This is a genomic window from Salinispira sp., from assembly GCF_059431795.1.
Genome location: NZ_JBXWXS010000011.1, coordinates 32,523 through 57,215, shown reverse-complemented (window position 1 = coordinate 57,215; position 24,693 = coordinate 32,523). Strand labels below are relative to the sequence as shown.

At 51.2% G+C, this 24,693-nt stretch carries 22 protein-coding genes; 16 read left to right on the top strand and 6 right to left on the bottom strand.

Annotation, left to right across the window (positions count from 1 at the left end; genetic code table 11):
* Window positions 1–102: 102 nt before the first annotated feature.
* Window positions 103–1,308 (top strand): iron-containing alcohol dehydrogenase, encoded by a 1,206-nt coding sequence (locus AC52PS_RS03495; protein ID WP_495561649.1) that lies wholly within the window; start codon window positions 103–105, stop codon window positions 1,306–1,308.
* A 57-nt stretch (window positions 1,309–1,365) separates the two neighbouring features.
* Here AC52PS_RS03495 and AC52PS_RS03490 read toward each other — a convergent pair whose 3' ends face one another.
* The gene (locus AC52PS_RS03490) at window positions 1,366–1,812 is read right to left on the bottom strand and encodes a universal stress protein (RefSeq protein WP_495561648.1); all 447 of its coding nucleotides are present in this window, start codon (window positions 1,810–1,812) and stop codon (window positions 1,366–1,368) included.
* A gap of 89 nt (window positions 1,813–1,901) precedes the next feature.
* Between AC52PS_RS03490 and AC52PS_RS03485 the strand changes: the two genes are divergently transcribed.
* Window positions 1,902–2,768 (top strand): inositol monophosphatase family protein, encoded by an 867-nt coding sequence (locus tag AC52PS_RS03485; RefSeq protein WP_495561647.1) that lies wholly within the window; start codon window positions 1,902–1,904, stop codon window positions 2,766–2,768.
* Here the strand turns inward: AC52PS_RS03485 and proB are convergent.
* From proB to AC52PS_RS03470, 3 genes are all read right to left on the bottom strand, one after another.
* Window positions 2,765–3,910 carry a glutamate 5-kinase gene (proB, locus tag AC52PS_RS03480; protein WP_495561646.1) on the bottom strand — a complete coding sequence of 382 codons (1,146 nt, stop codon included), beginning with the start codon at window positions 3,908–3,910 and terminating at the stop codon, window positions 2,765–2,767. The two genes, AC52PS_RS03485 and proB, sit on opposite strands and share 4 nt — an antisense overlap.
* On the bottom strand, window positions 3,900–5,216 hold the full coding sequence (locus AC52PS_RS03475; RefSeq protein ID WP_495561645.1) for a glutamate-5-semialdehyde dehydrogenase: 1,317 nt from the start codon (window positions 5,214–5,216) through the stop codon (window positions 3,900–3,902). Before AC52PS_RS03475 ends, proB begins: the two co-directional genes overlap by 11 nt.
* A gap of 125 nt (window positions 5,217–5,341) precedes the next feature.
* Window positions 5,342–5,884 (bottom strand): hypothetical protein, encoded by a 543-nt coding sequence (locus tag AC52PS_RS03470; RefSeq protein WP_495561644.1) that lies wholly within the window; start codon window positions 5,882–5,884, stop codon window positions 5,342–5,344.
* 102 nt (window positions 5,885–5,986) lie between these two features.
* On the opposite strand from AC52PS_RS03470, the gene AC52PS_RS03465 reads away from it, so the two are divergent.
* From AC52PS_RS03465 to AC52PS_RS03420, 10 genes are all read left to right on the top strand, one after another.
* Complete coding sequence (locus AC52PS_RS03465) at window positions 5,987–6,805, top strand: hypothetical protein (RefSeq protein ID WP_495561643.1); 819 nt, start codon at window positions 5,987–5,989, stop codon at window positions 6,803–6,805.
* 127 nt (window positions 6,806–6,932) lie between these two features.
* Window positions 6,933–8,483: a DUF3369 domain-containing protein gene (locus tag AC52PS_RS03460; RefSeq protein ID WP_495561642.1), complete on the top strand. Its 1,551-nt coding sequence runs from the start codon at window positions 6,933–6,935 to the stop codon at window positions 8,481–8,483.
* A 137-nt stretch (window positions 8,484–8,620) separates the two neighbouring features.
* A complete protein-coding gene (locus AC52PS_RS03455) occupies window positions 8,621–9,649 on the top strand; it encodes a phosphate ABC transporter substrate-binding protein PstS family protein (RefSeq protein WP_495561641.1) in 1,029 nt (342 codons plus the stop codon).
* Window positions 9,650–9,882: 233 nt separating this feature from the next.
* On the top strand, window positions 9,883–10,848 hold the full coding sequence (pstC, locus tag AC52PS_RS03450) for a phosphate ABC transporter permease subunit PstC (RefSeq protein WP_495561640.1): 966 nt from the start codon (window positions 9,883–9,885) through the stop codon (window positions 10,846–10,848).
* Window positions 10,848–12,143, top strand: a complete 1,296-nt coding sequence (gene pstA, locus AC52PS_RS03445) for a phosphate ABC transporter permease PstA (RefSeq protein ID WP_495561639.1) — start codon at window positions 10,848–10,850, stop codon at window positions 12,141–12,143. Before pstC ends, pstA begins: the two co-directional genes overlap by 1 nt.
* Window positions 12,140–12,925, top strand: coding sequence for a phosphate ABC transporter ATP-binding protein PstB (gene pstB / locus AC52PS_RS03440; protein ID WP_495561638.1), 786 nt, complete (start codon window positions 12,140–12,142; stop codon window positions 12,923–12,925). Before pstA ends, pstB begins: the two co-directional genes overlap by 4 nt.
* 59 nt (window positions 12,926–12,984) lie before the next feature.
* Window positions 12,985–13,641, top strand: coding sequence for a phosphate signaling complex protein PhoU (gene phoU, locus AC52PS_RS03435; protein WP_495561637.1), 657 nt, complete (start codon window positions 12,985–12,987; stop codon window positions 13,639–13,641).
* A gap of 38 nt (window positions 13,642–13,679) precedes the next feature.
* Entirely contained in the window at window positions 13,680–14,381 is a 702-nt protein-coding gene (locus AC52PS_RS03430) for a response regulator transcription factor (RefSeq protein ID WP_495561636.1), read from the top strand.
* A gap of 68 nt (window positions 14,382–14,449) precedes the next feature.
* Entirely contained in the window at window positions 14,450–15,022 is a 573-nt protein-coding gene (locus AC52PS_RS03425; RefSeq protein ID WP_495561635.1) for a PDZ domain-containing protein, read from the top strand.
* A gap of 12 nt (window positions 15,023–15,034) precedes the next feature.
* Window positions 15,035–16,645 (top strand): sensor histidine kinase, encoded by a 1,611-nt coding sequence (locus AC52PS_RS03420; protein WP_495561634.1) that lies wholly within the window; start codon window positions 15,035–15,037, stop codon window positions 16,643–16,645.
* Between the two features lie 29 nt (window positions 16,646–16,674).
* Here the strand turns inward: AC52PS_RS03420 and wrbA are convergent, their stop codons facing one another.
* Both wrbA and AC52PS_RS03410 read right to left on the bottom strand, forming a co-directional pair.
* Window positions 16,675–17,286, bottom strand: coding sequence for an NAD(P)H:quinone oxidoreductase (gene wrbA / locus AC52PS_RS03415; RefSeq protein WP_495561633.1), 612 nt, complete (start codon window positions 17,284–17,286; stop codon window positions 16,675–16,677).
* A 23-nt stretch (window positions 17,287–17,309) separates the two neighbouring features.
* The gene (locus tag AC52PS_RS03410; protein WP_495561632.1) at window positions 17,310–17,780 is read right to left on the bottom strand and encodes a MarR family winged helix-turn-helix transcriptional regulator; all 471 of its coding nucleotides are present in this window, start codon (window positions 17,778–17,780) and stop codon (window positions 17,310–17,312) included.
* 144 nt (window positions 17,781–17,924) lie between these two features.
* Here AC52PS_RS03410 and AC52PS_RS03405 point away from each other — a divergent pair, with 144 nt between their 5' ends.
* From AC52PS_RS03405 to AC52PS_RS03390, 4 genes are read left to right on the top strand one after another with little or no spacing between them, the layout of a single operon-like run.
* Window positions 17,925–21,194: a tetratricopeptide repeat-containing diguanylate cyclase gene (locus AC52PS_RS03405; protein ID WP_495561631.1), complete on the top strand. Its 3,270-nt coding sequence runs from the start codon at window positions 17,925–17,927 to the stop codon at window positions 21,192–21,194.
* Between the two features lie 31 nt (window positions 21,195–21,225).
* Complete coding sequence (locus AC52PS_RS03400) at window positions 21,226–22,455, top strand: trans-sulfuration enzyme family protein (protein ID WP_495561630.1); 1,230 nt, start codon at window positions 21,226–21,228, stop codon at window positions 22,453–22,455.
* The gene (locus AC52PS_RS03395; protein ID WP_495561629.1) at window positions 22,448–22,951 is read left to right on the top strand and encodes a GAF domain-containing protein; all 504 of its coding nucleotides are present in this window, start codon (window positions 22,448–22,450) and stop codon (window positions 22,949–22,951) included. Before AC52PS_RS03400 ends, AC52PS_RS03395 begins: the two co-directional genes overlap by 8 nt.
* Window positions 22,951–24,669: a SulP family inorganic anion transporter gene (locus AC52PS_RS03390; protein WP_495561628.1), complete on the top strand. Its 1,719-nt coding sequence runs from the start codon at window positions 22,951–22,953 to the stop codon at window positions 24,667–24,669. Before AC52PS_RS03395 ends, AC52PS_RS03390 begins: the two co-directional genes overlap by 1 nt.
* The last annotated feature ends 24 nt before the right edge of the window (window positions 24,670–24,693 follow it).

Sequence of the window (24,693 nt, the reverse complement as noted above, 5' to 3'; positions counted from 1 at the left end):
CTACTAGACAGGCTATAAGCAGAAATGCAAAAAAATACAGAAAATCCCGCAATTTTCAAAATTTATAACCCGTTTTTAATATTTCTGCGCTATAGTATGAATATGCGTGCTGGGATACTTCAAGATGTGTATGTGGGCAATCGGGGAACCGCGCATGTGGTTCAGGTTCTTGAGCAATGGCGAATCGGCAAGCCGCTGATTCTATCGTCCCAGAAAGCCTGGGACATGATTCCTTTCAAACAGGTCCTTTCCAATAGTAAAATCCGGAAACAGAATTATCGTCTCTATTCGGGGTTCACCTACCCTGTGACAAATGTGGAGATAGAAGCCGCCATGAAATATTACATGGAGCGGGATTTCGACTCCATTATCTGTCTGGGGAGAGAGGGAGCCATAGATCTGGGTAAGATGCTCAGACATTATCTTTTCGATGCCGACGACGATGAGATATATCTTTTTGAGTCCTTTCTCCATCCTGATGCGGAGGACGATATTATCACCGCAGAGATCAAGGCGTTCAGAAACAGGGTGTCCCGACGGCCGAAGATTATAGCGGTCTCCAGCGGTTTCGGCAGTGGTGCGGCGGTGAGCAGCCGTTCGTATTATCTACGGGGGCGAAAGATGTGCGAATTGAAGGATGAACAGATGGTGCCCGAACTGGCCTGTTTTGACCCATTCTTCAGCAGTCTTCAAAGCCCGTCACAAATTGCCGGTGAAGGATTCGACAGCATTTCCCACGCAGTGGAAGGAATGTGGAGTGCCAAAGCGGATGATCGCAGCATCGCCCTAAGCAGGAAATCTCTGGGACGGCTCATCAATGCTCTTCCGGAAGCGGTTGAGGGAAGTAACGATGCGCTGTTGGAAATAGCGGACAGCTCCATTCAGGCCGCAAAAAGTCTGGACGATTCGGGACTCACCGGCCCCCATGCGCTGGCGTTTTACCTTACCAGCCTATTCAGAGTTCCCCATGGAATGGGCCTTGCGGTGCTTCTGCCGGCGTTCATAGAATATAACTATTCCCTCGATGATGATGACTGTCAGCATCCCCGCGGCGCTGCCTGGGTGAGAAAAAATATTCTTGATATGAGCAAAGTGATCGGCGAGGATACCCCCAGAGAAGCGGGCGCCCGACTGATGTATCTGCGAAAACGCTTCGGGTTACCGGGGACCCTGCATGATCTGGGCATCAGCACCAGAGATGATATTCACCGTCTCATAGATGTGGGGTTTAATCCCCGTCAGGCCCGGAACAATCCCAGAAGACTCCAGAGCGAGGCTCTGAAGAGGATGCTCTACGGGCTTCGCTGAGAACCTGGGCACATCTACACCCCGGTTTCCCGGGGCCTGATGCAAACCCGGCCGGTTTTATTCTCCGGTGTCCGGGTCGGCTGGAACAAGAATGACCGGTTTTCCGGTGGCTTTCAGTACTCCCTCGGCTACAGAGCCAACAACCAGATGATACATGGCTCCGTTTCCGTGACTTCCCATGAGGATATAATCGGCAGCAAATTCCGAGGCCTCCCTGGCGATTGCCTGGGAAACAGGGCCGTTTGGAGTGGAAACCTCGCAGGGGATATCGTCGGCTTTCAGATCTTCTTTCAGGTTCATCAGCTTGCGGATATCCTTACGTCGCTGAATCCCTTCTTCTTCATCGCTTCTATCGTGAACCACTGAACTGGGCCGGCTGGGTCTGTCGCCTGTCACATATATCAGCATCACCTGAACAGGACAGGTTTTTGCCAGCTTTCTGGTTTCGGCCATTACCTTTTCCGTTAAGGGTGAGAAATCAATACAACATACAATCTTTCTCATGTAAAACTCCTGGTGGCAAGATGTTTCAGCCGGGCTGATTGCCAGCATCACCGGCTTCTGGTACCCTAGCAGTATACACGGGAGGTGCCATGGCGTGGAAGCCTGAAATAATCGCGGATGTGCTGAAAGAATGCGGGCGGCTTGCCCTGGATATCCAGAATTCGGCGAAGCGGGAGATCAAAGCGGATAACACCATTGTAACAGAGGCGGACACCCGCATTGAAGCCCTGATCCGGCAGCGTCTGGAGGAGACCGATGAACCCGAGTCCTCGACAGAGGGTGAGCTGTTTTTTATCGGCGAGGAAACATCATCTGAACACGGCGAAGCCTATCATCGCCAGGCACTGAAGGCCCGTTGTTACGTCACCGATCCGGTGGATGGCACAGTACTGTACTCCAACGGATTGCCAGGCTGGGGAATCTCCCTGGGCTATATGGAGAAGGGGAGGCTGGCCGAGGGAGCCATTCTGTTCCCGTTTTCCGGAGAATTGCTGCTGAGCAGCGGGGATACCGTGTTGTACGGCAGAAGCGGAAAGAACCGTTTTCCCGAGTATGAACAGCTGCGCCCCTTGGATCCCCCGGATCCTCGGGCATCCAGTCCCGTTTTAGCGGTGAGCCAGACTATTGTGAAACACGGACGCTATGACGGTCCCCTTTCAGTGCTCTCCACTGGATCATGTGTTTCCAGTATGCGGAACCTGGCGTTAGGGGGGAGTATCGGATACCTTACAAGAACTCGTTTATGGGATCTTGCAGCGGGGTTTCCTATTCTGCATAAACTGGGGGTGAAGGCGTTCACCCAGGATGGAAACGAATTCCCCCTGGAGATCGGTGATGATTTCTGGAATATTCCGCCGGTGGAACGAAGATATCTATGGAGAATGAAGCAGCATGTCCTGTTTTGCTCCCACGAAGGGGTGTTTCAGGATGTAATGTCTCACAGTACGATTCCCTAGAATCGCTCCTCTATTACTACCATATCCTCCGGCCGGGCGATCACATCCGGATGTCCTTTACCCAGAATTCCGGGAATCTCCGCGCTGTGCCTGCCGATAATTTTTGCCAGCTCACCGCTGTCGAAAGCCGATACGAGTTTAATCTGGTCGTTCACCAGCACCACATCTCCCCGTTGAAACACCCCATCCACGGATATGATTCCCCGGGGAAGCAGGCTTCGGTGCTCCCGGATGGCCGCAAGGGCACCTTCATCCACCTCTATACGGCCCGCGGCTTCGGCATGCTTAATCCAGCGTCTGCGCTGCTTCATGGGAAGGGCAGATTCAAAAAGGGTTCCCAATTCTTCCCCTGAACAGATTCTGGTAATTGCATCCGCCTCCCTGCCCTGGGCAAGAACTATCCGACAGCCGGCATCCCTGGCAATATCCACTGCCTTCAGTTTGGTGCGCATTCCTCCGGTGGAAAAGCCGCTTCCCCTGCCTCCCGCCGCTTCCCGGTGACGGGGCTCCAGTCTGGGAATATAGCTCAGCTTTCGGGCGTCGGGGTTCTCTCTGGGGTCGGCATCGTAGAGTCCGTCAATATCACTGAGAATAATCAGCAGCTCGGCATCGATCTTGCTTGCCACATAGGCGGAAAGCTGATCGTTGTCCCCGAAGGCTCTGCCGATCTCCTCGGTGCTGATGCTGTCGTTTTCATTAATGACGGGAATTACCCCCAGCTGAAGAAGCTTCTCCACCGAGCGTTTGAGATTGTTAAAGCTTTCCCGTCTGTTGAACTGATCCCGGGTTACCAGTATTTGGGCAACCACCATTCCTCGCCGGGAAAAAGCTTCCCGGTAGGTTTGCATGAGCAGGGGCTGGCCGATGGAGGCGCAGGCCTGCTTCATGGCCATATCCTGGCTCCGCTGCTGAAGACCGAGACTGTGGGCGCCCATGCCGATGGCCCCTGAGCTTACAATCAGAATCTGACGCCCCCGGGAATGGAGGGCTTCGCACTGACGGCTCAGCTGGTCAATGTAACCAGTGTCTATGCCGTTTTCATCGGCATTGCTGATGGTCTGGGTGCCGATCTTAATGACGATGCGTCTTGCCTGACTGAGCTGCTGCCGGCTTATACCATGCCGGTTTGGATCATTGCTCATTGTGGGGGAATCCGTAGCTGTCCGTGTTCAGCGGGGTGTGGGTGAAAGATTTTTTCCCAGTGGCGAAATCCTCCACAATCTGGCCCGTACCGAACAGCCGCCACTGATAAATTGTGAGTCCTTCCATTCCCACCGGTCCTCTGGCATGAATTTTATTGGTGCTGATCCCCACTTCCGCTCCCAGACCGTAGCGGAATCCGTCGGCGAAGCGGGTGGAACAGTTCCACAGAGCGCTGGCGGTATCCACCGAATTCATGAAACGGAGTGCAGCTTCCGGGTCTGCGCTGACGATGCTGTCGGTGTGTCCTGAACCGTATGTGTTAATGTGCTCAACTGCCTGCTCAAGGGAATCCACCACTTTAATAGAAAGAATGTAATCCAGATATTCGCTGCTCCAGTCTTCTTCCCCGGCATCATTCATTTCGGGAACCAGTTCTCGGGCGGCTTTGCAGCCACGCAGTTCCACATGTTTTCCCTGCAATGCCCTACAGATATCCGGAAGCATGCGCCGGGCGGCGTCCTTATGAATGAGAAGAGATTCCATGGCATTACAGACCGCCACATACTGGGTTTTTGAATCCACGCAAATGTCTCTGGCCATTTCTTCATCGGCGGATGAGTCCACGTACACATGGCATATGCCGTCAGCATGTCCCATAACGGGAATTGCACTGTTATTCATGATATGGCGTACAAATTCATTGGAGCCCCTGGGAATGATAAGATCCACCAGTTCGTCCATTTCCAGCAGCTGGGCCACATCTTCCCGGCTGGTAAGCTGTCCCAGCCAGCCCCGGGGCAGACCTGCGGATACAGCCGCATCGTGCATTACCCGGTTAAGGACGCCCAGGGTTTCTTTCGCTTCCGATCCCCCTTTCAGAAGAACCGCATTTCCGCTTTTTAATCCCAAAGAGGCGATCTGCACTGCAGCATCCGGACGGGACTCGAAGATCATGGCGATGACTCCGATGGGACAGCGAAGTTTATGAAGCGTCAGGTCCGCAGCTAATTCTCTGCTGGCAAGCACTTCCCCCACAGGATCGGGAATATCAATGAGAGATTCCACCCCTTTGAGAACTTCCTCCAGTTTGTCTTCCTGGAACTTTAGTCGTTTCAGAAGGGGGGCTGCCAATCCTTCTTTCTCGCTGCGCCGGATATCTTCCCGGTTGGCGCTGAAGATCTCTTCACGGGCGGCATACAATGCGGCAGAAATTTCCCTGAGGGCGCGGTTTTTCGTTGCCGAAGGGAGGGCAGCGCTCAGTTTGGAAGCCTGTTCAGCTTGCTGGGCAATGTGTCTGGTATTCATCGGTTCGGTCCTGAGGCAGTCTGGAAATACCCGCTGTATGAAGACTGCCGTATCGATTATATTCCTGTTCCGTTTCCGGAGAAACGTCTCCAAAGCTGATTAATCAATCCCCTTTCCTGGCGGGGTTAGAAGAGCAAATCATCCTCCGGATCCGGATTTGTGTGCGGTTTACTATTGTATTTCAGATCTTGAAGGGTTTCAATAAACTGCTGTTCGGTCTGGTTAAACAGCTCGGGAACCGTGAATGAAAAGCAGCTTCCTTTCATGGGGGATTTCTCAATTTCATCGATCAGATGCCGGCTTAGACCTTTGGAGACGGTCTTTTCACCCTGAAGCTTCCCGTTCTCATGGGCCAGAAAATTTACCACGTCCCTGCCGGAGTCGATTTCCACATATTTTACGTAAAAATTTCCATATCGCTGGGAAATAAATGAAGAAATCCCCTCCATAATTCCCGCCGAGGAGAGAAAATGCAGAATAATTTGAAACTCCCCGCCTGAATAGCAGATTGTGCTATGAAGAAATTCCAAGTCGATGTTTTGGCGGAAGTGAAAGCTGTCGTCCTGATCCCGTATTACATCGATCAGTTCATGAAGCATCCGCCAAATTGGTCCGGCATCTTTTACTTTAGAAACAAATATGGTGTTGCTGATCCAGCTGAGTGTCATTCGATGCCTGCTCCATGTATTGAATATTGAAGAATCATATCCTGTTCCCCAAGTATTGTCAAAATCCGGGAAAATTTCTGCGGGATATTTTATTATTAAAATATGAACGAGGATTCGGTTCACAGATTGGAATGCAATGCGGAGAATTGGCTGAACAGGATGCTTTCTTCTCACCAGGAGGGATCGGATGGCGTATTGAGCATCCACGCATCGCTGGTGCTTTTGAGCCTCCAGGGATTCAGCGGATATATGGATGGTATCGGGGAACGGAGCGAGCAGATCCGGCTGATTACCCAATTGTACCGGACCTTTCAGAGCGCCTTCGGGAATTTTGACGCATGCCTGTTCTCCCAATTGGGAGATGAATATCTCTTTGTTGTGGATGAGTCCGAGGAACGGGTGATCAGCGCAGTGAAGGTCCTTCACAACTCCCTCATATCACTGAATCTTGAGGTAAGCGGTTATGGTTCTCTCCATCTGAATTTCCGGATGGTTTGTTCCAGTCAGGATCTGCATGTATATGCGGTACCCGGAATACAGCGACCGGTGATTATGCCTTTAGCTGTGGAGTTTCTCAAGGATCTTCAGCACGAAGCCCGGGTATGCCGTGCCAGAATAGTTGTGGGGGAGGTTTTTAAAAATAATACTTCCCGGAGCGATCAATTTCGGCTCATTGCTCTCAGTTCACAATCCCAGGATGATGACCCTCTGGGGGTATTTGAGTGGCTTGAACCATATTCTCAAGGTGAAGGGCTGCAGCTCAGACATAACCGGAAGTATACGGACCGGGGAATCAGCTGCTTTCATGCGGGACTGATTAATGAATCCCGGGATCTATTCTTCAGTGCTCTGCAGAACGCGCCATTTGACAGTTTACCCGGACGCTATCTGAACCGGATTCAGCGGAGCAGAAAAGAATGATACGGAATCCTCGAAAATTTATCGGCAAAATAGTATTCTATAATATGCATAGAGGCAATTTCAAAAATCAGCGATTTTGGAAATTGCTGCGGTGGGGAACGGATACAACAGGTGGAGTGAGGATACTGTGACTGAACAGAACAACGATGATCTTCTGATATTTGCAGATGAGCAGCTTCCGGAACAAATGAATTTCCGGAGTTCTCCATGGAAAATTCTAGTGGTTGATGACGACGAAGAGGTCCATGTAATTACCCGCCTTGTTCTCCGGGATTATGAATTTGAACACCGGGGGGTTGAGCTGATCTCCGCCTATTCGGCCAAAGATGCCAAGGAAATCCTGAAAGATTATCCTGACATAGCCGTAGTCCTTTTAGACGTGGTAATGGAAACCGATGATGCGGGATTGAAGCTCGCCCAATGGATTCGTGATGAACTGAAGAATGATCTGGTACGGATTATTCTCCGCACCGGACAACCGGGAGCGGCACCGGAGAAGCGTGTAATTACCAAGTATGAAATAAACGATTACAAGTCCAAAACCGAGATCACGGATATTAAGCTGTATACCTCTATCACTGTGGCTATTCGGGGCTATCGGGACTTGAAGATTATTCGAAGAAGCAAGGAAGGCTTTGAGAAAATTATTGATGCAAGCGCCGCTCTGTTCAGCAAGCGTTCTTTTCAAGAATTTTACGGAGGTGTGCTTATTCAGCTCACATCGCTGTTGAAAATGGATGATGACAGCCTCTATTTGAGAACCGACGGCATTGCGCTGAGACGCAGCAGTGATGAATACCGGATCCTCGCCGGAACCGGCAGATATAAAGATGCGGCAGGCAGTCTTCTGGATGATCTTGAGGGCGATGAGATCTCCCCTCTATTGGAGCAGGTTATTCAGCGCCGGGAATCGTTTTTTGAACATGACAGCTATGTGGGATTTTTTCAGGTGGATGAAGGGGTGGAAAATATAATTCTACTCAAGGCGTATGATGCCATCCCCAAGGTGGACCAGGAGCTCATACAGGTGTTTTCTTCAAATGTGGCCATTGCATTTTCCAATCTGTACCTGAACAACCAGATCGAAAAGACCCAGAAAGAGATCATCTTCACTCTGGGCGAGGTAGTTGAGTCCCGATCAAAGGAAACCGGAAATCATGTCCGCAGGGTAGGGGAGATAGCTGCTCTACTTGCGGGGGAAGTAGGAATGAAGGAGCCGGAAGTGGAGCTGCTTCGCCTGGCTGCTCCCATGCACGATATCGGGAAAATCGGTATTCCAGATTCAATCCTGAACAAGCCAGCCAAGCTGGATGAGAAGGAGCTTCTTGAAATGCGGAAGCATACCGTTATCGGAAATGAGATTCTGAAGACCGGGAAAAAGGGTCTGCTCAGATTGGCGGCAATTATTGCAATCAGTCACCATGAGCGGTGGGACGGAAAAGGATATCCGGGAAATCTTCAGGGGGAAGATATTCCTCTTGTGGGGCGGATTGTTGCGGTTGCAGATGTGTTCGATGCTCTGGTTCACGACCGGGTGTACAAACCTGCGTGGAGTATTCAGGAAGCCCTGGAATACATTGAGAGTCACAGCGGAACCCATTTTGACCCACATATCGTAGAGGCATTCACTTCCCAGAAAGACCGGCTGCTTGAAATTATGGAAAAATACCGGGAATAGTGCCCAATGCCGATCTACAGGGCATATTTCACTTCATTTTTTTGTATTAACCGAATATTAAAACATATCTAACACAAATCTAACAATTCACTGGTACACATGAACACGTCATTTGATTCCAAATTGGAGGAAGAATTATGAAGAAGATTATAGCCGCACTTCTGGTGCTGGTGCTTGTTGGCGCATCCGTTTTCGCTGAAGGTCAGGGAGAAACAGAGAGCGCAGAAGAAAGCAACCCCTTTGCATGGGTTGAAGAAATGGGCGAGGGAAATCTCCCCGCCGTGAATCCCCTTCTTGTACAGGGCGATGTAGCCACCGCAGGATCTTCCACTGTGGCTCCCCTTGCCGCAGTTATTATTGAGCGTTACAAAGAAGACGGATTTAAAGGCCAGGTTACCCTGGATGTAATCGGTTCAGGCGCAGGTTTCGAACGGTTCACAGTTGCCGGCGAAACTGATGTATCCAACGCTTCCCGGGCCATCAAGGACAGTGAAGTAGAGAATGCCGCAGAAATCGGCCGGACTCCCATCCCATTTCGGGTTGGAACAGACGCCCTTTCTGTTGTGGTATCCACTGAAAATGATTTTGTTGAAGATGTAAGTGCGGAAGAACTTGCCCTCATCTTCGGCGATGCTCAGACCTGGGATGAAGTACGCTCAGACTGGCCCAATGAACCCATTCTCCGCTATATTCCCGGTACAGATTCCGGAACCTTCGATTTCTTCGTGGAAATGGTATACGATGAGGATCCTGAAACAATTCTCAGTGCCGATAACACCCAGCTTTCCGAGGATGACAACATTCTGGTACAGGGTGTTTCTGAGAGTCCCTACGCGGTCGCATTTTTCGGATATGCCTACTATGTGGAAAATCAGGATATCCTGAACATTCTGTCAGTTGAAGGAATTGAGCCTTCACAGGAAGCTGTTGAGAAGGCCAACTACGACAGCATCGAGAAAAATGTAAATGCCGGCGGATATCCCATTGCCCGCCCTCTGTTTATTTACTCTGATGCTGAAATTATGCGTTCCAAGCCCCATGTAGCAGCCTACATTGCATACTTCCTGAACAACGCGAACGACGTAATTGATCAGGTGGGTTACTTTCCTGTAGATCTCAGTGTTGCAGAAGCCAATTGGCTGGAAGTAATGGAAGGCGCATACTAAAGCCTGCCGAACCATATCATACACTGATTTCAACTTGAACATGGCTGCGCTTCTGAACGGGGGCGCAGCCGTGTTTCCTGAAATCCCCGGGGCCTACTTGCGTAATCCCGGGTATCTATAGTTAACTTACTTCTGAGCAGAATTCTATATGCAGTGTGCATGCAGTTCACGTTTCGGCCACCCGGGCCGCAACACAAGCAACCGGCCGCGGTCGGATTTAAGCGGAGTTTTTCATGTCAGAGCATACGTCTCTTGAACCATCGCCCGAAAGGGGCCCGGCGGAGAATATTCCGGTATCTACCGAGATTTCCTTTGCCCGTCGCTCCAGACCCCATGAGAGCATTATTCAGGGGGTGCTGTTTTCCATGGCGATCATGTCTATTCTCACAACCGCGGGAATAGTGATCATTCTCACAACCGATTCCATGCTTTTTTGGCGCGAAGTGAGTGTCTGGGAGTTTTTCACCAGTACCACCTGGCAGCCCATGTTGGGGAAGATCGGGGTGCTGCCCCTTCTCAATTCCACCATCATGACCAGTACTATTGCGATGCTGGTGGCCACACCCATCGGGTTGTTTGTGGCCATTTATCTTAGCGAATACTCCCCTCCAAATATACGGTCGGTTTTGAAACCGATTCTGGAAATTCTGGCCGGTGTGCCCACTGTTGTGTACGGATATTTCGCCCTTACATTCATGACACCGTTGCTGAAATCTATTTTCGGAGCCGAGGTGGTGAACATCTATAATACTGCCTCTGCGGGGATCGTTATGGGTATCCTCATTATTCCTATCATTGCATCCATGACAGAGGATGCATTAAGTGCCGTTCCCGACAGTCTCCGTCAGGCTGCCCACGGACTGGGAGCCACAAAAATGGAAACCTCAATACAAATTGTGGTTCCTGCAGCTATATCGGGGATTGCCGCAGCCTTCATTGTGGGGATTTCCCGGGCAATAGGGGAGACCATGATTGTGGCCCTTGCGGCGGGTGCCGGCCCCAATTTCACCTTCAATCCTTTCGAAGCTGCGGAAACCCTTACCGGATATATCGTCAGGATCAGCGGGGGCGATGTGAGCTATAACACCATAGATTACAACAGCATTTTCGCCCTGGGACTTCTTTTGTTTGTATTCACTCTGATTCTGAATATTATCTCCCGGCAAATCGTGAAACGATATCGTGAGGTGTACGAATAATGAGCAGCATGTTTTCCACACCCCGTGACATAGCCGCGGAAAACCGGGCTAAGGATAAGGGGCTCCGACAACGGACACGCTTGGGTTATATGTGGCAGGGCATTTTCTATATTGCAACCAGCATCGCCATTATTGCACTGGTAACCCTCATCCTGAATATACTGAACAGCGCTTTCGGCTACGTGGCGGTTAAGAATTCCGTGGAGCCTGCCGTCTTGGTTGAGCAGGTTCAGCCGGGAAGCGGAATTGAACTCCATGATCTGGAGAAAGCCGATCTTCTCACCATTCTCAACGAGAATGTGCGGCGGGGACTCCTGCGTGCCATGAATGACGATCAGCCCCTTGTGGACAGAAGCCAGAAAGAACTGGTGCGATTGGTGGTTGACCGGGTTGTTGAGCCCCGGGTTGAGAAGAGCTGGCACCTATGGGAATCTCTTACTGAGAGGGATGAAATTGCCGCCTGGGTGGATACCAATCTTCCTGATGGCTGGATCCAATTCAGATCCTGGGTGAATTTCGAATTTCTCTCAAAGGATCTCTCGAATATCCCGGAAAATGCCGGAATTCGAACCCCGATCATGGGATCGCTAATGGTTATACTTATTACCATTCTCTTTTCATTTCCTGTGGGTGTGGGATCGGCCCTGTATTTAGAAGAGTTTGCTCCGGATAACCGTTTGAATCGCTTTATACAGGTGAATATTTACAATCTTTCGGGGGTGCCCTCGATTATTTACGGCCTGTTAGGCCTTGCGGTGTTCGTCCGGATTCTGGAACCTCTTACCTCCGGGGCGATTTTCGGTGCCGTAGAAGATCACTCCACAGCCAACGGAAGAACTATTATTTCCGCCGGGCTCACCCTGGGGCTTCTGATCCTTCCTATCATTATCATTAATGCACAGGAAGCCATTCGGGCCGTACCCAAAAGTCTGAGGGATTCGGCGTACGGGCTTGGAGCAACCCGCTGGCAAACTGTCTGGCATCATGTACTGCCCGCATCCTTTGACAGGATTCTCACCGGCACCATTATTGCGGTGAGCCGTGCCCTTGGGGAGACTGCGCCTCTGGTGGTAGTAGGAGCTTCGGCCTTCCTTACCAGGGATCCCACATCAATTTTCGATAAGTTCACCACCCTGCCGATCATGATATACCGCTGGACGGCCTATCCACAGGCTGAATTCCGAAATCTCGCAGCGGGAGCAATTATTGTTCTGCTGGTGGTTCTGCTTTCCCTGAATGCAGGCGCCATTATTATGCGGGACAAAATCAGTAAAAAAAGGAGAATGGGTAAATGAGTACTCAGCTTGAAAACCAGGAAATCGAACTTAAAACCGATAACCTGAATATCTATTACGATACATTCCGGGCGGTTACGGATATTAATCTGGAAGTGCCCCGGAAACAAGTTACCGCATTTATTGGGCCCTCAGGCTGTGGAAAGTCCACGGTTTTACGCAGTATCAACCGGATGAATGAACTGATTCCCGGGACCCGCACCGAAGGGACCATTCACTTTCGGGGAGTGGATATTTACGCCGATAAGGTGGATCCGGTTGAGGTCCGCAGACACATCGGAATGGTTTTTCAGAAACCCAATCCTTTTCCGAAAAGCATTTACGACAACATCGCCTGGGGGGCGAAGATTAACGGATTCACCGGTGATATGGATGAACTGGTGGAAACCAGTCTCCAGCAGGCCGCACTGTGGAATGAAGTGAAAGATAAATTGAAGCAGAATGCCCTGAGGCTATCCGGCGGGCAGCAGCAGCGGCTGTGTATAGCCCGGGCCATCGCCATTAAACCCCATATCATCCTGATGGATGAACCGGCTTCTGCCCTGGATCCCATATCCACCACGAAGATTGAAGACTTGATCAACGATCTGAAACAGGATTATACAATAGTCATTGTGACTCATAACATGCAGCAGGCTGCCCGGGTGAGCGATAAAACCGCGTTTTTCCTTGTGGATGAGAACCGCTCAGGATATCTTGTTGAGTATGGAAAAACGGATGAAATCTTTTTCAACCCGAAACACAAGGAAACCGAGGATTATATTTCCGGGCGGTTCGGCTGATCAAGGCATAATGGCAGTTTGAAACAAGCAAAGGGCGTAAAGACCGCCGGAGGTGCAGCATGCAGTGGCGTGAAAAATTCCGTAACGAGTTGCAGACACTGAACGATAAAATCTATTCCATGTCCGCCATAACCGTGGATCTTCTCAGGGATGGTCTGAAGGCCATTCAGGAGAAGGACACCCGGCTTGCGGCCAAGGTAATAGAAGAAGACAAAATGGTCGACTCCCTGCAGGGTGAGATCGAAGATTTGGCGGCCATGCTCATTGCAATGGAGCAGCCGGTGGCGGGAGATTTGAGAGAGATTGTGAGTGCAATTAAAATCGTCTCCAGCATTGAACGCATTGCAGACCATGCCAAGCATCTTGCTGAAGGAACCGAACGCATATCGGATGCGGGAAGAAAGCAGTTTCTACCGGTTATTGTGCAGATGGCCGAACAGGGCATAGAGATGCTGGAAACGGCAATCAAGGCCTATTTGGACAACGACGCCGAACTTGCCCAATCGGTTGCCGCAAAAGATGAACAGATAGATGCCTTAAAAAAAGAACTTACCATTCGAATTCTGGAATTTATGAAATCCAGCCCGGAAAATGTTGAAGAAGGTGCCAGCTTTCTTTTTCTCAATCGCTTCATGGAGCGGTTGGGGGACCATGTGACAAATGTCTGTGAATGGGTGTACTTTACCCATACGGGAAATCATATCGATCTCAACTAGGGAGGTCTCTCCTCCTGGCGGGATTCGGGAGCAGATGTATGCAGGAATCGGTGCTCATCGTAGAAGATGATCCGGCCATAGCCTCCTCTATTACCACCGGTCTGGAGCTTGAGGGCTTCACCGTACATCATTGCAGCAGCGGGGAAGATGCTCTTCAGCTTCTGCCTGTGAGTCATATTGATATTGCACTCCTGGATATTCGTCTTCCGGGTATGGACGGACTTCATGTATGCCGTTCCATCCGTGAGCAGGGCTACAGATTTCCGGTAATTATGCTGACTGCCCGGGATGAGGAAATGGATAAGGTTCTCGGCCTGGAGATGGGGGCCGATGACTACATGGTCAAACCCTACCGTTACCGCGAACTACTCAGCAGAATACGGGCTCAGCTTCGGCGGGCAAACATCTATAGCAGCTCAGAAGCGGAAAACGAACTGGTTGATTTCGGACAGGTCCGGGTCGATTTTCTGGCAAGAAGAGCCTATCGGGATGGACAGGAAATAGAGGTTACCCCGGTGGAATTCCGTATGATGCTTGCCTTCCGGGATCATGAAAATCAGTCTCTCAGCCGTCAGCAGATTATTGATGCGGTGTGGGGAGAACATTACTTTCTTGAAGATCCAAGGACCGTGGACGTGCACATACGGCATTTGCGGGAAAAACTGGAGGAGGATCCTTCCTCGCCACGGCATATCCAAACCGTTCGGGGGCACGGATACCGTTTTATTAAGAAGCCTTAATATTCACACAACAGCTGCGTAATGTGCGGGGTGTAGATTCATATTAGATCAAAACGAGGAGGTCTGATATGACCAAGACAACGAAAGCGACACGAATCGCTGCAGTGCTGCTTATTCTAATTGCACTGCCCGCAGCAATTTTTGCAAACGGAAACCAGGAGCCTGCTGTGAATTCCCAGACCTGGGGACCCGGCTATGGCTTCGAAAGCCGGGCTTCAGGCGATTGGCACGGAGGGGGAATGGGAATCCATGTGTTGGAAGTTCAACAGGGATCCGCCGCCGAAGAGTCGGGAATACTTCCCGGGGATGTAATCATTGCCGTGAACGGTGAGTACAGCTACCAGGCGGTGGCCGGGGGCGCGCTGTCCGATTTACAGGCGGGAGACCGGGTACGGATCAATCTTATGAGGTTCAGGGAAGAAGGTTCCGAGTATGTTATGCCGGAAGAGAAGATTCTTGATCTTGAACTGGGGTCTACAGCCGATGGAAGACCTGATCTGGGGATCAGTTACAGTATTCCCGGCCAAATGTATGGCAGAGGTCCTGCAGGACACGGTATGATGGAAGTATCCAGGGGCAGAGCTCCCGCAGGCAGGGGCGGTGTCCGGGGCTTTGCACCCCAGACAGATCAAAGCTTCTAATAACGGATGGATATGTTTCACCGCATTCAAACGAGATTATTTTTCTTATTTCTCTCCTTAATCCTGCTCACCCTTGGGGTGAGCGGGCTTATTTTTTTTACCTCATATAATGCGCTGCTGTACCGCAGCGAAGCCATCGGATTGGAAAACTATCTGCGTGAAGCTGCCGATGTAGTATCCCCGGGGATCGCTGGAAGCAGCTGGGAGGGACTCAGCCCAGCAATGGGAGAACGCCTGAGGGTTCTGAGCCAAATTGGAAGGCTGAGAATCCGGGTGCTGGATTCCCGGGGCAGGGTTCTTGAAGAGTTTGCCTCTTCTGCTCCCGGGAAGCCCATAGCCGAGGGTGAAACTCTTCCCGTACCCCGGGACTTTCCTTCTGTTTCGCCCCGGTCCGGAATGTGGAGTCCCAGGGGACATGGTATGGGCATGGATTCCGGTAGCGCCATGATGGAGATGCACAGGCTTGCAGCTCCGGGGATCGGCAGGCTGTTCTCCGGTGATGATTTTATCGGCGTTCAGGGAAATATTCGCGGTTTTACTCTTCAGGTAACCCGGGATACCCGGAGCGGCACCACGCTGCTCACCCTGGCTCTCAGAGGCTATGCGCTGGCTGCTCTGCTCTCAGCAGCCGCCGCCGGAGTAATTGCCTATCTTTTCGGTTCACGGATTAGCGGTCCGGTAAAGATGCTTAGAGATGCTGCGGTCTCCATGGCTGAGGGAAATTACCGGGTTCGTGCTCCTGTGCGGGGTTCCGATGAGATTGCTCAGCTGACTGAAAGCTTTAACAACCTTGCAGCTGAGCAGGAGCTGAGAATTGCGGAACTTCAAAACGAACGGGACAGCCTCCGAAGATTCCTTATGGATGCCAGCCATGAACTGCGCACGCCCCTGACATCTTTGCTTACCAATACAGAAATACTTCTGGAGAAAGCTCCGTATCCCGACCCCAGGATGAAATCGCTTCAGGAAAACACCCACGAATCCATTCTGAGAATGAAGGAATTAGTGGACAGGCTTTTGTCTATGAGCCGTATACAAGGAGGGCTGGATTCGCTGGAAATTGCCGAATACAGTCTGGGACAAATTTGTGACATTCCCCTGGGGGAAACACCGTTCTCGGAAATGGGAAGATATATCATAAACCCCGGGAAACGGGTGCATGTGGATCGATTGGGATTTGGGCAGGTTCTTCGCAATCTTGTAGAGAATGGGGGAAATGCCGGAGCTCGAAATGTGTACATTGCTGCATATACTCTTGAGGATAGTCAGGAATTGTATATTGCCGTGGTGGATGACGGTGAAGGCATTCCAGCTTCTTTGCAGGACCAGATTGATACTCCTTTTGTGAGGGGCCTCGGATCTTCCGGAATGGGAATCGGTCTCTCCATAGCCGGTGAAATTGTCCGTCGTCACGGGGGAAACATCACATTTCACTCTCCGGTTTCAGACCACCTGGAACTCTTTCCCCGCAGTGAATTTATCCTCACAGATGTATCGGTGGAGGTTTCCCGGGAAGGGGAATCAAGTGACTCAATTTCCAAAGAAGATCTTCGGGGCTTTGTTTCCCGGTTGAGCATCAGCGGGGGCAGCATTGCACTGATACGCCTGAGCGCCCCCGGATGATGGTATGAATTATTCTGCCAGTTTTCTGGTCAGTTTTCGGCCAGTTTTCCGGCCAGTTCTGCGGTTCGTTTACCCTGAAACCTGGCTGCTGCCAGCTCATTTTCGCTGGGCATTCGAGAGCCGTCGCCCGCTGCAATGGTGCCCGCACCATACGGACTGCCGCCGGTGATTTCATCCACCCGCATTTGTCCCTGAAATGTATAGGGGAGACCGGCAACCACCATTCCCTGATGCAGAAAGAAGCGGTGAATAGTTGAGATGGCGGCTTCATGTCCTCCGTGCTGGGTGGCTGTGCCGACCATCGCGCTTCCCACTTTTCCTTCCAGACTCTGGCTTGCCCATTGACCTCCTGTTTGATCAAGAATGTTCTGCACCTGTCCGGGCACCGTTCCGTAACGTGTGGCGGAGACAAGAATATAGCCGTCAGCATCCCCAAAATCCTGAGGGGTCAGTTCCGGCACATCCTGAAAAGCCTTCTGGGCTTCACGGGCACCCATTTGTTCAAGGACCTCTGCGGGAATGGACTCGGGGAAGCGTTTGAGCTCTACTTCGCCGCCTGCTTCCTTCACACCTTCAGCCGCCGCTTTTGCCATGAGATAGTTATGTCCGTATGTTGAGTAAAAAAATACCTTAATTTTCAATGCGTTCTCCTCAAGAGCCTGTATCAACCATTGGTGTTGAAATCTTCTCTTTGTGTTCCAAGTTTTTTTGACAGCCTGATAAACTCCTCGAGTTCTTCATCACTGAGATGTTCAGTACTGCGCTGTATTCCTTCCGCCACTCTGGGAAAGAGCAGCTGTATGAGTTTGCTGCCCTCTTCGGTCAGAGAGATATTCGTATGTCTGCGGTCGTGGGGGTCCGGAACCCTGTCCACAAGTTTCTTGTTAACCAGCTGTTGCACCACCACGGAAATATTCCCCCGGGATTTCAAAATTTTCCGGCTGACCGTGCACTGATTCATTGCACCCCCAAAATGCAACGCCTCCAGTACGGCGAATTCGGTCTCCGAGACCATTCCCCCCAGCGGTTCATGGCGGAAGGCGTCCCGGTGAAGACTGTTTGTAGCCTTGGTCAGTGTGGTAAACAATTTTAACGCCCGTGCTCGGCGCTGTTCTTGGCTGTATGATGAGCTCATGAAATCAATATAAAGATAAATAGTTTAGAAGTAAACTATTTATTGAACAACATAAATAATAAAATTGCCTATCTGGATATTTATGAGTCGTTTTTACTTGAGAGAACAATATCCGGCGAGTATACTAGTGGAAGGTACCCGATAATGGATAATCAATTAAAAACATTAGGCCCCTTGCTGCGAACTCTCTGGAATGAACTGCGCAAAGGTAAAGGGACCATGCTTTTCTGCCAGGCGGACGAGCAGGGACAGCTTGCTGAAGCACTTCTAAACAAGCTTCACGGTTTCGTGGAAGAAGAGCAGCCCAGATTTTTTCATTATTCATTCCCCGGATACAACCCGAAACCCTACGCTCCCTTTCTGGATATCTGCAGAGAGGAACTCAGCGATCAGGATCCGCGAGAAATCCTTGGATTCCTAGACCGATATGGCGTGTACCATTATCACAAGGGTGTTCTGGCCGAGTACTTGAGCAGCGGTACGGCCATCCGCCGTGAGGATCTGCTACCTGAAGAGCTGGATTACGAATCCTACCGGATGCAGCGCTCCATCTGGGATATGCTCAACGGGCTCTTTGATGATCAACCATTGGTGGTTGTAATAGATAACGCACAGTTTCTGCCCAAATCCACACTCCGCCTGCTAAAGATGGTGCTTCGAAGTTCCATACGGGTTCCGTTTCTTGGAATTTTTATCGCCCCCGAGATTGTCCCGAGTATTACCGATGCGGAAGATTCACCCTGGAACAGGATTCTCGAGGTGGCCGATCAGCAGGGCCTGGTTCTGAATTTTCCCGGTGTGGGGAAGGGAGATCATTTTCAAAGCAGCCGAACACCGTACCGGCAAATTCTGGATGATCCCCAGTTTTACGACGGAATTAACGCATACAATCTATTGGCCCTTGATGACGCGGAAACCATATTCCGCTCCTTTATTGATCTCCAGCTTTACCACCGGGCCCTTCCCAGAGTCAGGTATCAGGTGTGGAAGTACCTGGGCCTGATCGACCTTCACCGGAATTTTCACGATGCCGCCCGCAGGAATTTTGAAAATGCACTCAGCATAGCCCAGCAGAGCGATGAGAATCAGCTTCTTTCGGAAGTATACCAGATGCTGGGTTCGGCATACCTTGGGCTATCCAATCTTGCGTATGCCCAGAAAATGGCCAAACTGGCCCGCCGCTTTGCCGAAGCTGCGAGGGATGAAATCCGTCTTTTTAAGGCTCATTTCCTTTCTGTGCTCATTGAAGACCACCTTCACCCGGATGATGTAAGCAGCGTACGGCAGTACTTTAAAAATGCCGTTGAATTGGCAGAAAAACTGGGGTTGGAGAACAGCTACACCTTCCTCAAATCCATGATGTATGCAGTTAATCGCTCCATGGAGGAGGGAACGTTCAGTACACGCGACTATCCGGCGCTTGTTATCCCCAGAAAGCGGGGCAACAAACGACGTCTGGCCAACGCCCTCCACTCGGTGGGAATGGCCTTCATCGCCAGGGGTGAGCGGGACAAGGTATTGTCCAATTACCGCAAGAGTAAACGTTTAAAGCTGGGAATGTTGAACAACGATGAGCCGGCCACCACCTATAACGGCATAGGGTTCTTTCATCTATACGATGGAGAATACCGGAAGTCTTTTAATAACTTTAAAGCCGCATTGGCGCTCTTGGAAGGGGGCAGGGCATACCGGGAGGTTGCCATGACTCTCTATAATCTGGGTCTCCTCTCATTTCTTGCCATGAAATACGATGACGGTGTGTATTACACCGATCAATGCCTGAATATCATGAAGGTATTGAAAATCGAGGATTTATCCTTTCATTCCCGGCCCGGAATTATGGTGCTTTTGGGACTGAACCTGTTGAAATCTGGAAATACCGTCCGCGCATGGCAGGTACGTGTACAGGTGGAACTTGAGCAAGGCGGCCTTACTTCCAGCAAATATGAGGAAAAATTCTTTTTCCGCATCTTTCAGGCGCTTCATCATCGGGAAGAGGGGGAGTATCATGAAGCTCTCCAGCATTTTCAGTCAGCGGAAGAAGCCCTTCTTATGGAACCGAATAATACCAGCTACCTCCATCCCTTGTTTTATTTGGAATTCGGTGATATGTACTTGCTGCTTAATCGCAGGACTGAGGCAAAAAAGCTCTATGCCCGCTGTATGGAACAGGCAGACCTTGTATCTAATCAAACCTATGAAGGGATGGCCCGGATCAGACTCAAATCTATGACCGTGGAACCCCCTCCCAGGGAAATTCTTCTGCGTAAGTCCAGGCTGGATTGCGGGTGGGCGCTCCAGGGCGCCAGAATGCAGAATAATCTGAACAATCTAAAGAAACGTCTGGAAGATATTAATCAGATCAACATGTTGTTTGGGATTATCAGCGAAGAGGAAAGCGAGTCAGATCTTATTCAAAATGTCATGGATCTGCTGTTTTCCTATTTTGAGCTGGATTTTGAAGTTCTCATGTATTTCAGCCGAAAGCGCAACCGGTATCAGCAGCGGTACATCAGGGAAAAATCCCCCATTAAAAAGAATGCGCAGTTTACCTCCCTCATTCAGCATCTGGGAGATTATCCTGATCCGGTGCGATTCACCCAGTCGGTGGATCTGGCTGACTTTTCTCCCCTCATGGACGATTACGGGGGAGTGCTGAGTATCTCGGTGAATCCCAGGAGTGAAACCCAGGGGCTCATCGTATTCTTCACAAGAGCCGGAGAATCCCGGATTCGCCCGGAGCTTCTCCAGCTTTTCAGCATTGTGAGTCAACAGTTCGGACTTGCCCTTGAACGGCTGAACCAGAAGCAGACAATTATGCTGCAAAATGAAGAATTGAAAGGGAAGAACGATCTGTTGAGAAAATCATCAACCACCGATTATCTTACAAATCTGGGAAACCGTGCCGCGCTGTACGACACACTGGAAAATGAAATATCAAGACACGAACGGTATAGCCGGAACGGAAAGAAGCATCTGGCACTTTTGTTTATCGATTTGGATAATTTTAAGTTCTTCAACGACACCTATGGGCATGCGGCAGGGGATGCTCTGCTGATTCAGGTTTCCCGCACCATCACCACGGTGATCCGCCAGATAGATACTGCGTTCCGCTATGGCGGGGATGAGTTTGTTGTGGTGCTGCCGGAAACCGACGAGCAGGGGGCGGGGGAACTGGGACAAAGAATTATCCGGGAGATAGAGGACAACGAGTCATACCGGGATCATCTGCGGGAAATTATCGGGCGAAGTATATCTGTTCCCGATGGGAAACAGCTCTCCTGTTCAATCGGGATTGCGGCTACCACCCGGCTGCCTGAGGAAGCCCTGAATGTAGACGGGTTCCTGAACCTTGCGGACAAAGCCTTGTATCAGGCGAAAATGCTGGGAAAACACCGCTATTACCTTGCCTAAAATCCCGGGCTGCGGGTATCTTCATTCACACATGAAATACAAAAACAGTTTCACCAACGCCCTCCAGGGAGGCGAGAAAGCCTTTCGGGAAATGAAAAACTACAGTAAAACTCCTCCCATTTTTGAGACATCGGTATTCAGTTTCGACTCCCTTGAAGATGTGAATGCATATCTTGACGGCGATCCTGATCTGTACATGTACAGCCGTCTGGGGAACCCGAACAACCGGCAGCTGGAAACACGGCTTTCGGCCCTGGAATCGGCGGAAGCCGCAGTGGTTAGTTCAAGCGGTATGGCGGCGGTCTTTGCCGCGGTAATAGGTCTGATGAAGGCGGCAGGAGCATATTCTTCCAATACCCGCATTGTAACCTCCCGCTATCTTTACGGAGGAACCAGATCCCTCTTCTTACAGGAGCTGGTTCCCCTGGGGTTCAGCATTGTGGAGGTGGACAGCGAATCACCTGAATTGGTTCTGGACGCCCTGAATGCCGGACCCCCAAACTGTCTGACTATTCTGTATTGGGAAACGGTAAGCAATCCCGGCATGAAGGCGGCCGATATTCGGGCCCTGACCGACTCTGCCCGCTCCTCCCGGCCGGGAAAGGGGCAAAACGGGTGCAGTCTTGAAATTCTGGTGGATAACACGTTTCTCTCCCCGGCGCTGTTCCGCCCCTTGGAACATGGGGCCGACGGAGTGGTTCACAGCACCACCAAGTATCTGAACGGTCACAGCGACGCCACCGGGGGAGCGTTTCTATCACGAAAGCCGGTGGTGGATGAGGCCCGCAAGGCGATAATTAACTTTGGGTCCCAGCTCAGCCCCTTTGAATCATGGTTGACATTTCGGGGGCTCCAAACCCTTCCGTTGAGAATGGAACGCCACAGCTCAAATGCCCTTCATATTGCGGGGCTCCTGAATAAGCTGCCCCAAATAGATAATGTACGCTACCCCGGTCTGGACTCATCGGGAGAACTTTTCCCCCGGGGCGCAGGCGGAATGCTCAGTTTCGATCTGGACAGCCCCGCTGCCGCCGGTAGGTTTATTGAGGGGCTGGAGATGATCAGTTTTTCCCCCTCCCTGGCAGGGCTTCAAAGCACCGTGAGTTATCCAGCAAGCACCAGTCATCGAAACCAGAGCGATGAGATGCTCACGTCCCAGGGAATCAGCCGTTGTACCATCAGGCTTTCGGTGGGGTTGGAGAATCCGGATGATATTTTACAGGATATCCATGGGGCATTGAAAGGAGTTGAAGATGTTTGATCAAATGAAGATTGAAGTACAGGATTCCGCCGTCGATTACCCTCTTATGAAGGCTCAGGCCGCAGAGATTGTGAAGGGAGAACCGGACCTTATTGCGAATCTCGCCAATATTTCCTCACTCATCTATCATAGTCTCGGCCGGATAAACTGGGCCGGTTTTTATCTGTGGAATGCAGAGGAGGATGAGCTGGTTTTAGGGCCCTTCCAGGGCAAACCGGCCTGCGTCCGCATAGCTCCGGGTTCGGGGGTATGCGGAGCCGCCTACAGCAGCGGCCGAACGCAGAGGATTGACGACGTGGATGCCTTTCCCGGACACATTGCATGTGATTCCGCCAGTAAATCGGAAATTGTTATTCCCCTGTTCCACGGGGACACCCTTTGGGGGGTTCTGGATATCGACAGTCCCGAGTTGAACCGTTTCGATCAGGGGGATCAGCAGGGGCTTGAAGCCCTTGCGGGTATAATTTCCCAATTGTACGCCCTGCGCAGAACCTGATGAACCCTTCGTTTTTCAGCCGGGGGGTGAACAGCCTCCTTCCTGAAAAAGGAAGGCTGTCCGCTGATCTCCTTGCCTCCCTCAGCCTGATGGTTCTTCTCATACCCCAGTCGATGGCCCAGGCTTCCCTGGCGGGCATGCCCCCGGAATACGGGCTTTTCACCGCCGCAGCGGCACTTACCGCCGGCGGCCTATTCGGACATCTTCACCGCTTTTCCGGGGGACCCACTTCTCTCACAGCCGTTACAATTGCCGCACTCCTGGGAGAACTGGCCCCCGGCGCTAGTGTGGAGTATTTCCAATTGGTCATGCTTCTGGCGCTGATGGTGGGGCTGCTTAGAATAGTGTTGGGGATTATGAAATTTTCATTTTTCGCAAATCTCATTTCCCATCCTGCGGCTGCGGGGTTTACCAGTGCTGCGGCAATGTTAATTATTCTCTCGGTGCTCGGGAATCACAATTGGCGGCACATGCCCACACTGATTATGGGTGGAGGATTCATCCTTTTGAGTCTTCTGCTGAGGCGCCGCGGAGCATCGGTGGCAAGTCTCCTGATTCCCATGTTGTTGTTCACCCTGTTGGCTGTGGTCACAGGATACGGGGATTCAGGGGGCAAGCTTCTCGGCCCTGTGGAATTCAGCATTCCCCGGGTTCACCTCTTCAGAACCGGCCTCTCCCTGCCGGAAGTGCTCTCCATGGCTGTGGATCTCATCCCTGCGGTCCTGCTTGTGACAACGGTAAGCCTTATGGAAATGTTTGCAGTGAGCAACCACATCGTACGGAGCTCTCCTCAGCGAATGAATCTTGACCGGGAGCTGATTGCCCAGGGAGTGGGGGCTCTGGGGGCCGCTGTGGCAGGCGCTTTTCCCGGCAGCGGCTCCTTCGCCCGGTCTGCACTGCTGGAGCATCAGAATGTTTCTTCCCGGCTTAGCAACCTGGTTGCAGGCCTGCTTGTTCTCCCCCTTGCGTTTCTCAGCGGTCCTATTCTGTGGGCAATGCCGCGGGTCATACTTGGCGGCATTATCATTGTTTCTGTGATCGGGCTTATACGCCCGGAAAGCCTGATGAATGCTTGGCGTAGCTCATGGCTGGATGCCCTGGTGTGGCTGGCCGCTTTCGCTGCAACTCTCATGTTCGCTCCTCGAATCTATTATGGAATCCTGGTCCCGGTTCTTCTTCAACTGTGTATTTTTGTTCTCAGGAGGATACGCCCCAGGGTGGTGGTGCTGGGAAGGCATGAAGACGGCAGACTTCGGGATGCCCGGCTGCTCTCCTTACCTCTACCCCGGCATATTCTGATCATCCGGCTGGACAGCTCCCTCCACTTTGCAAATCGGGAGTATGTTGTTCAGAGGGTTCTGGATCAGATCAAAGATATGCCTGAAATTGAGCATCTCATTATTTCCGCCGAAGGAATGCATTATATAGATGAAAGCGGCGTACAAGGCCTTCTGGATCTGCGCGGGTACTGCCGTTCCCGCTCCATACAAGCATGGATAGCGGGTATTAAGCTGCCGGGGCTGCAGGTTCTCATGCGAAGGGGGATTCTTTCCGAAGATGGGCATTCTGAAGATGGGCATTCTGAAGACGGGGCTAAAGCCCCGGAAGCGCCCTTCCGCTATGCCAGGGAAACCGAGGATGCTCTGGGCGAGGTGTATTCGGATCTCCAACAACGGGGGATTGCCGAAAATGTGGATCTCAGAGCTCCAGCGGACTGAGTTTATGGGAACGGGGACAACCTC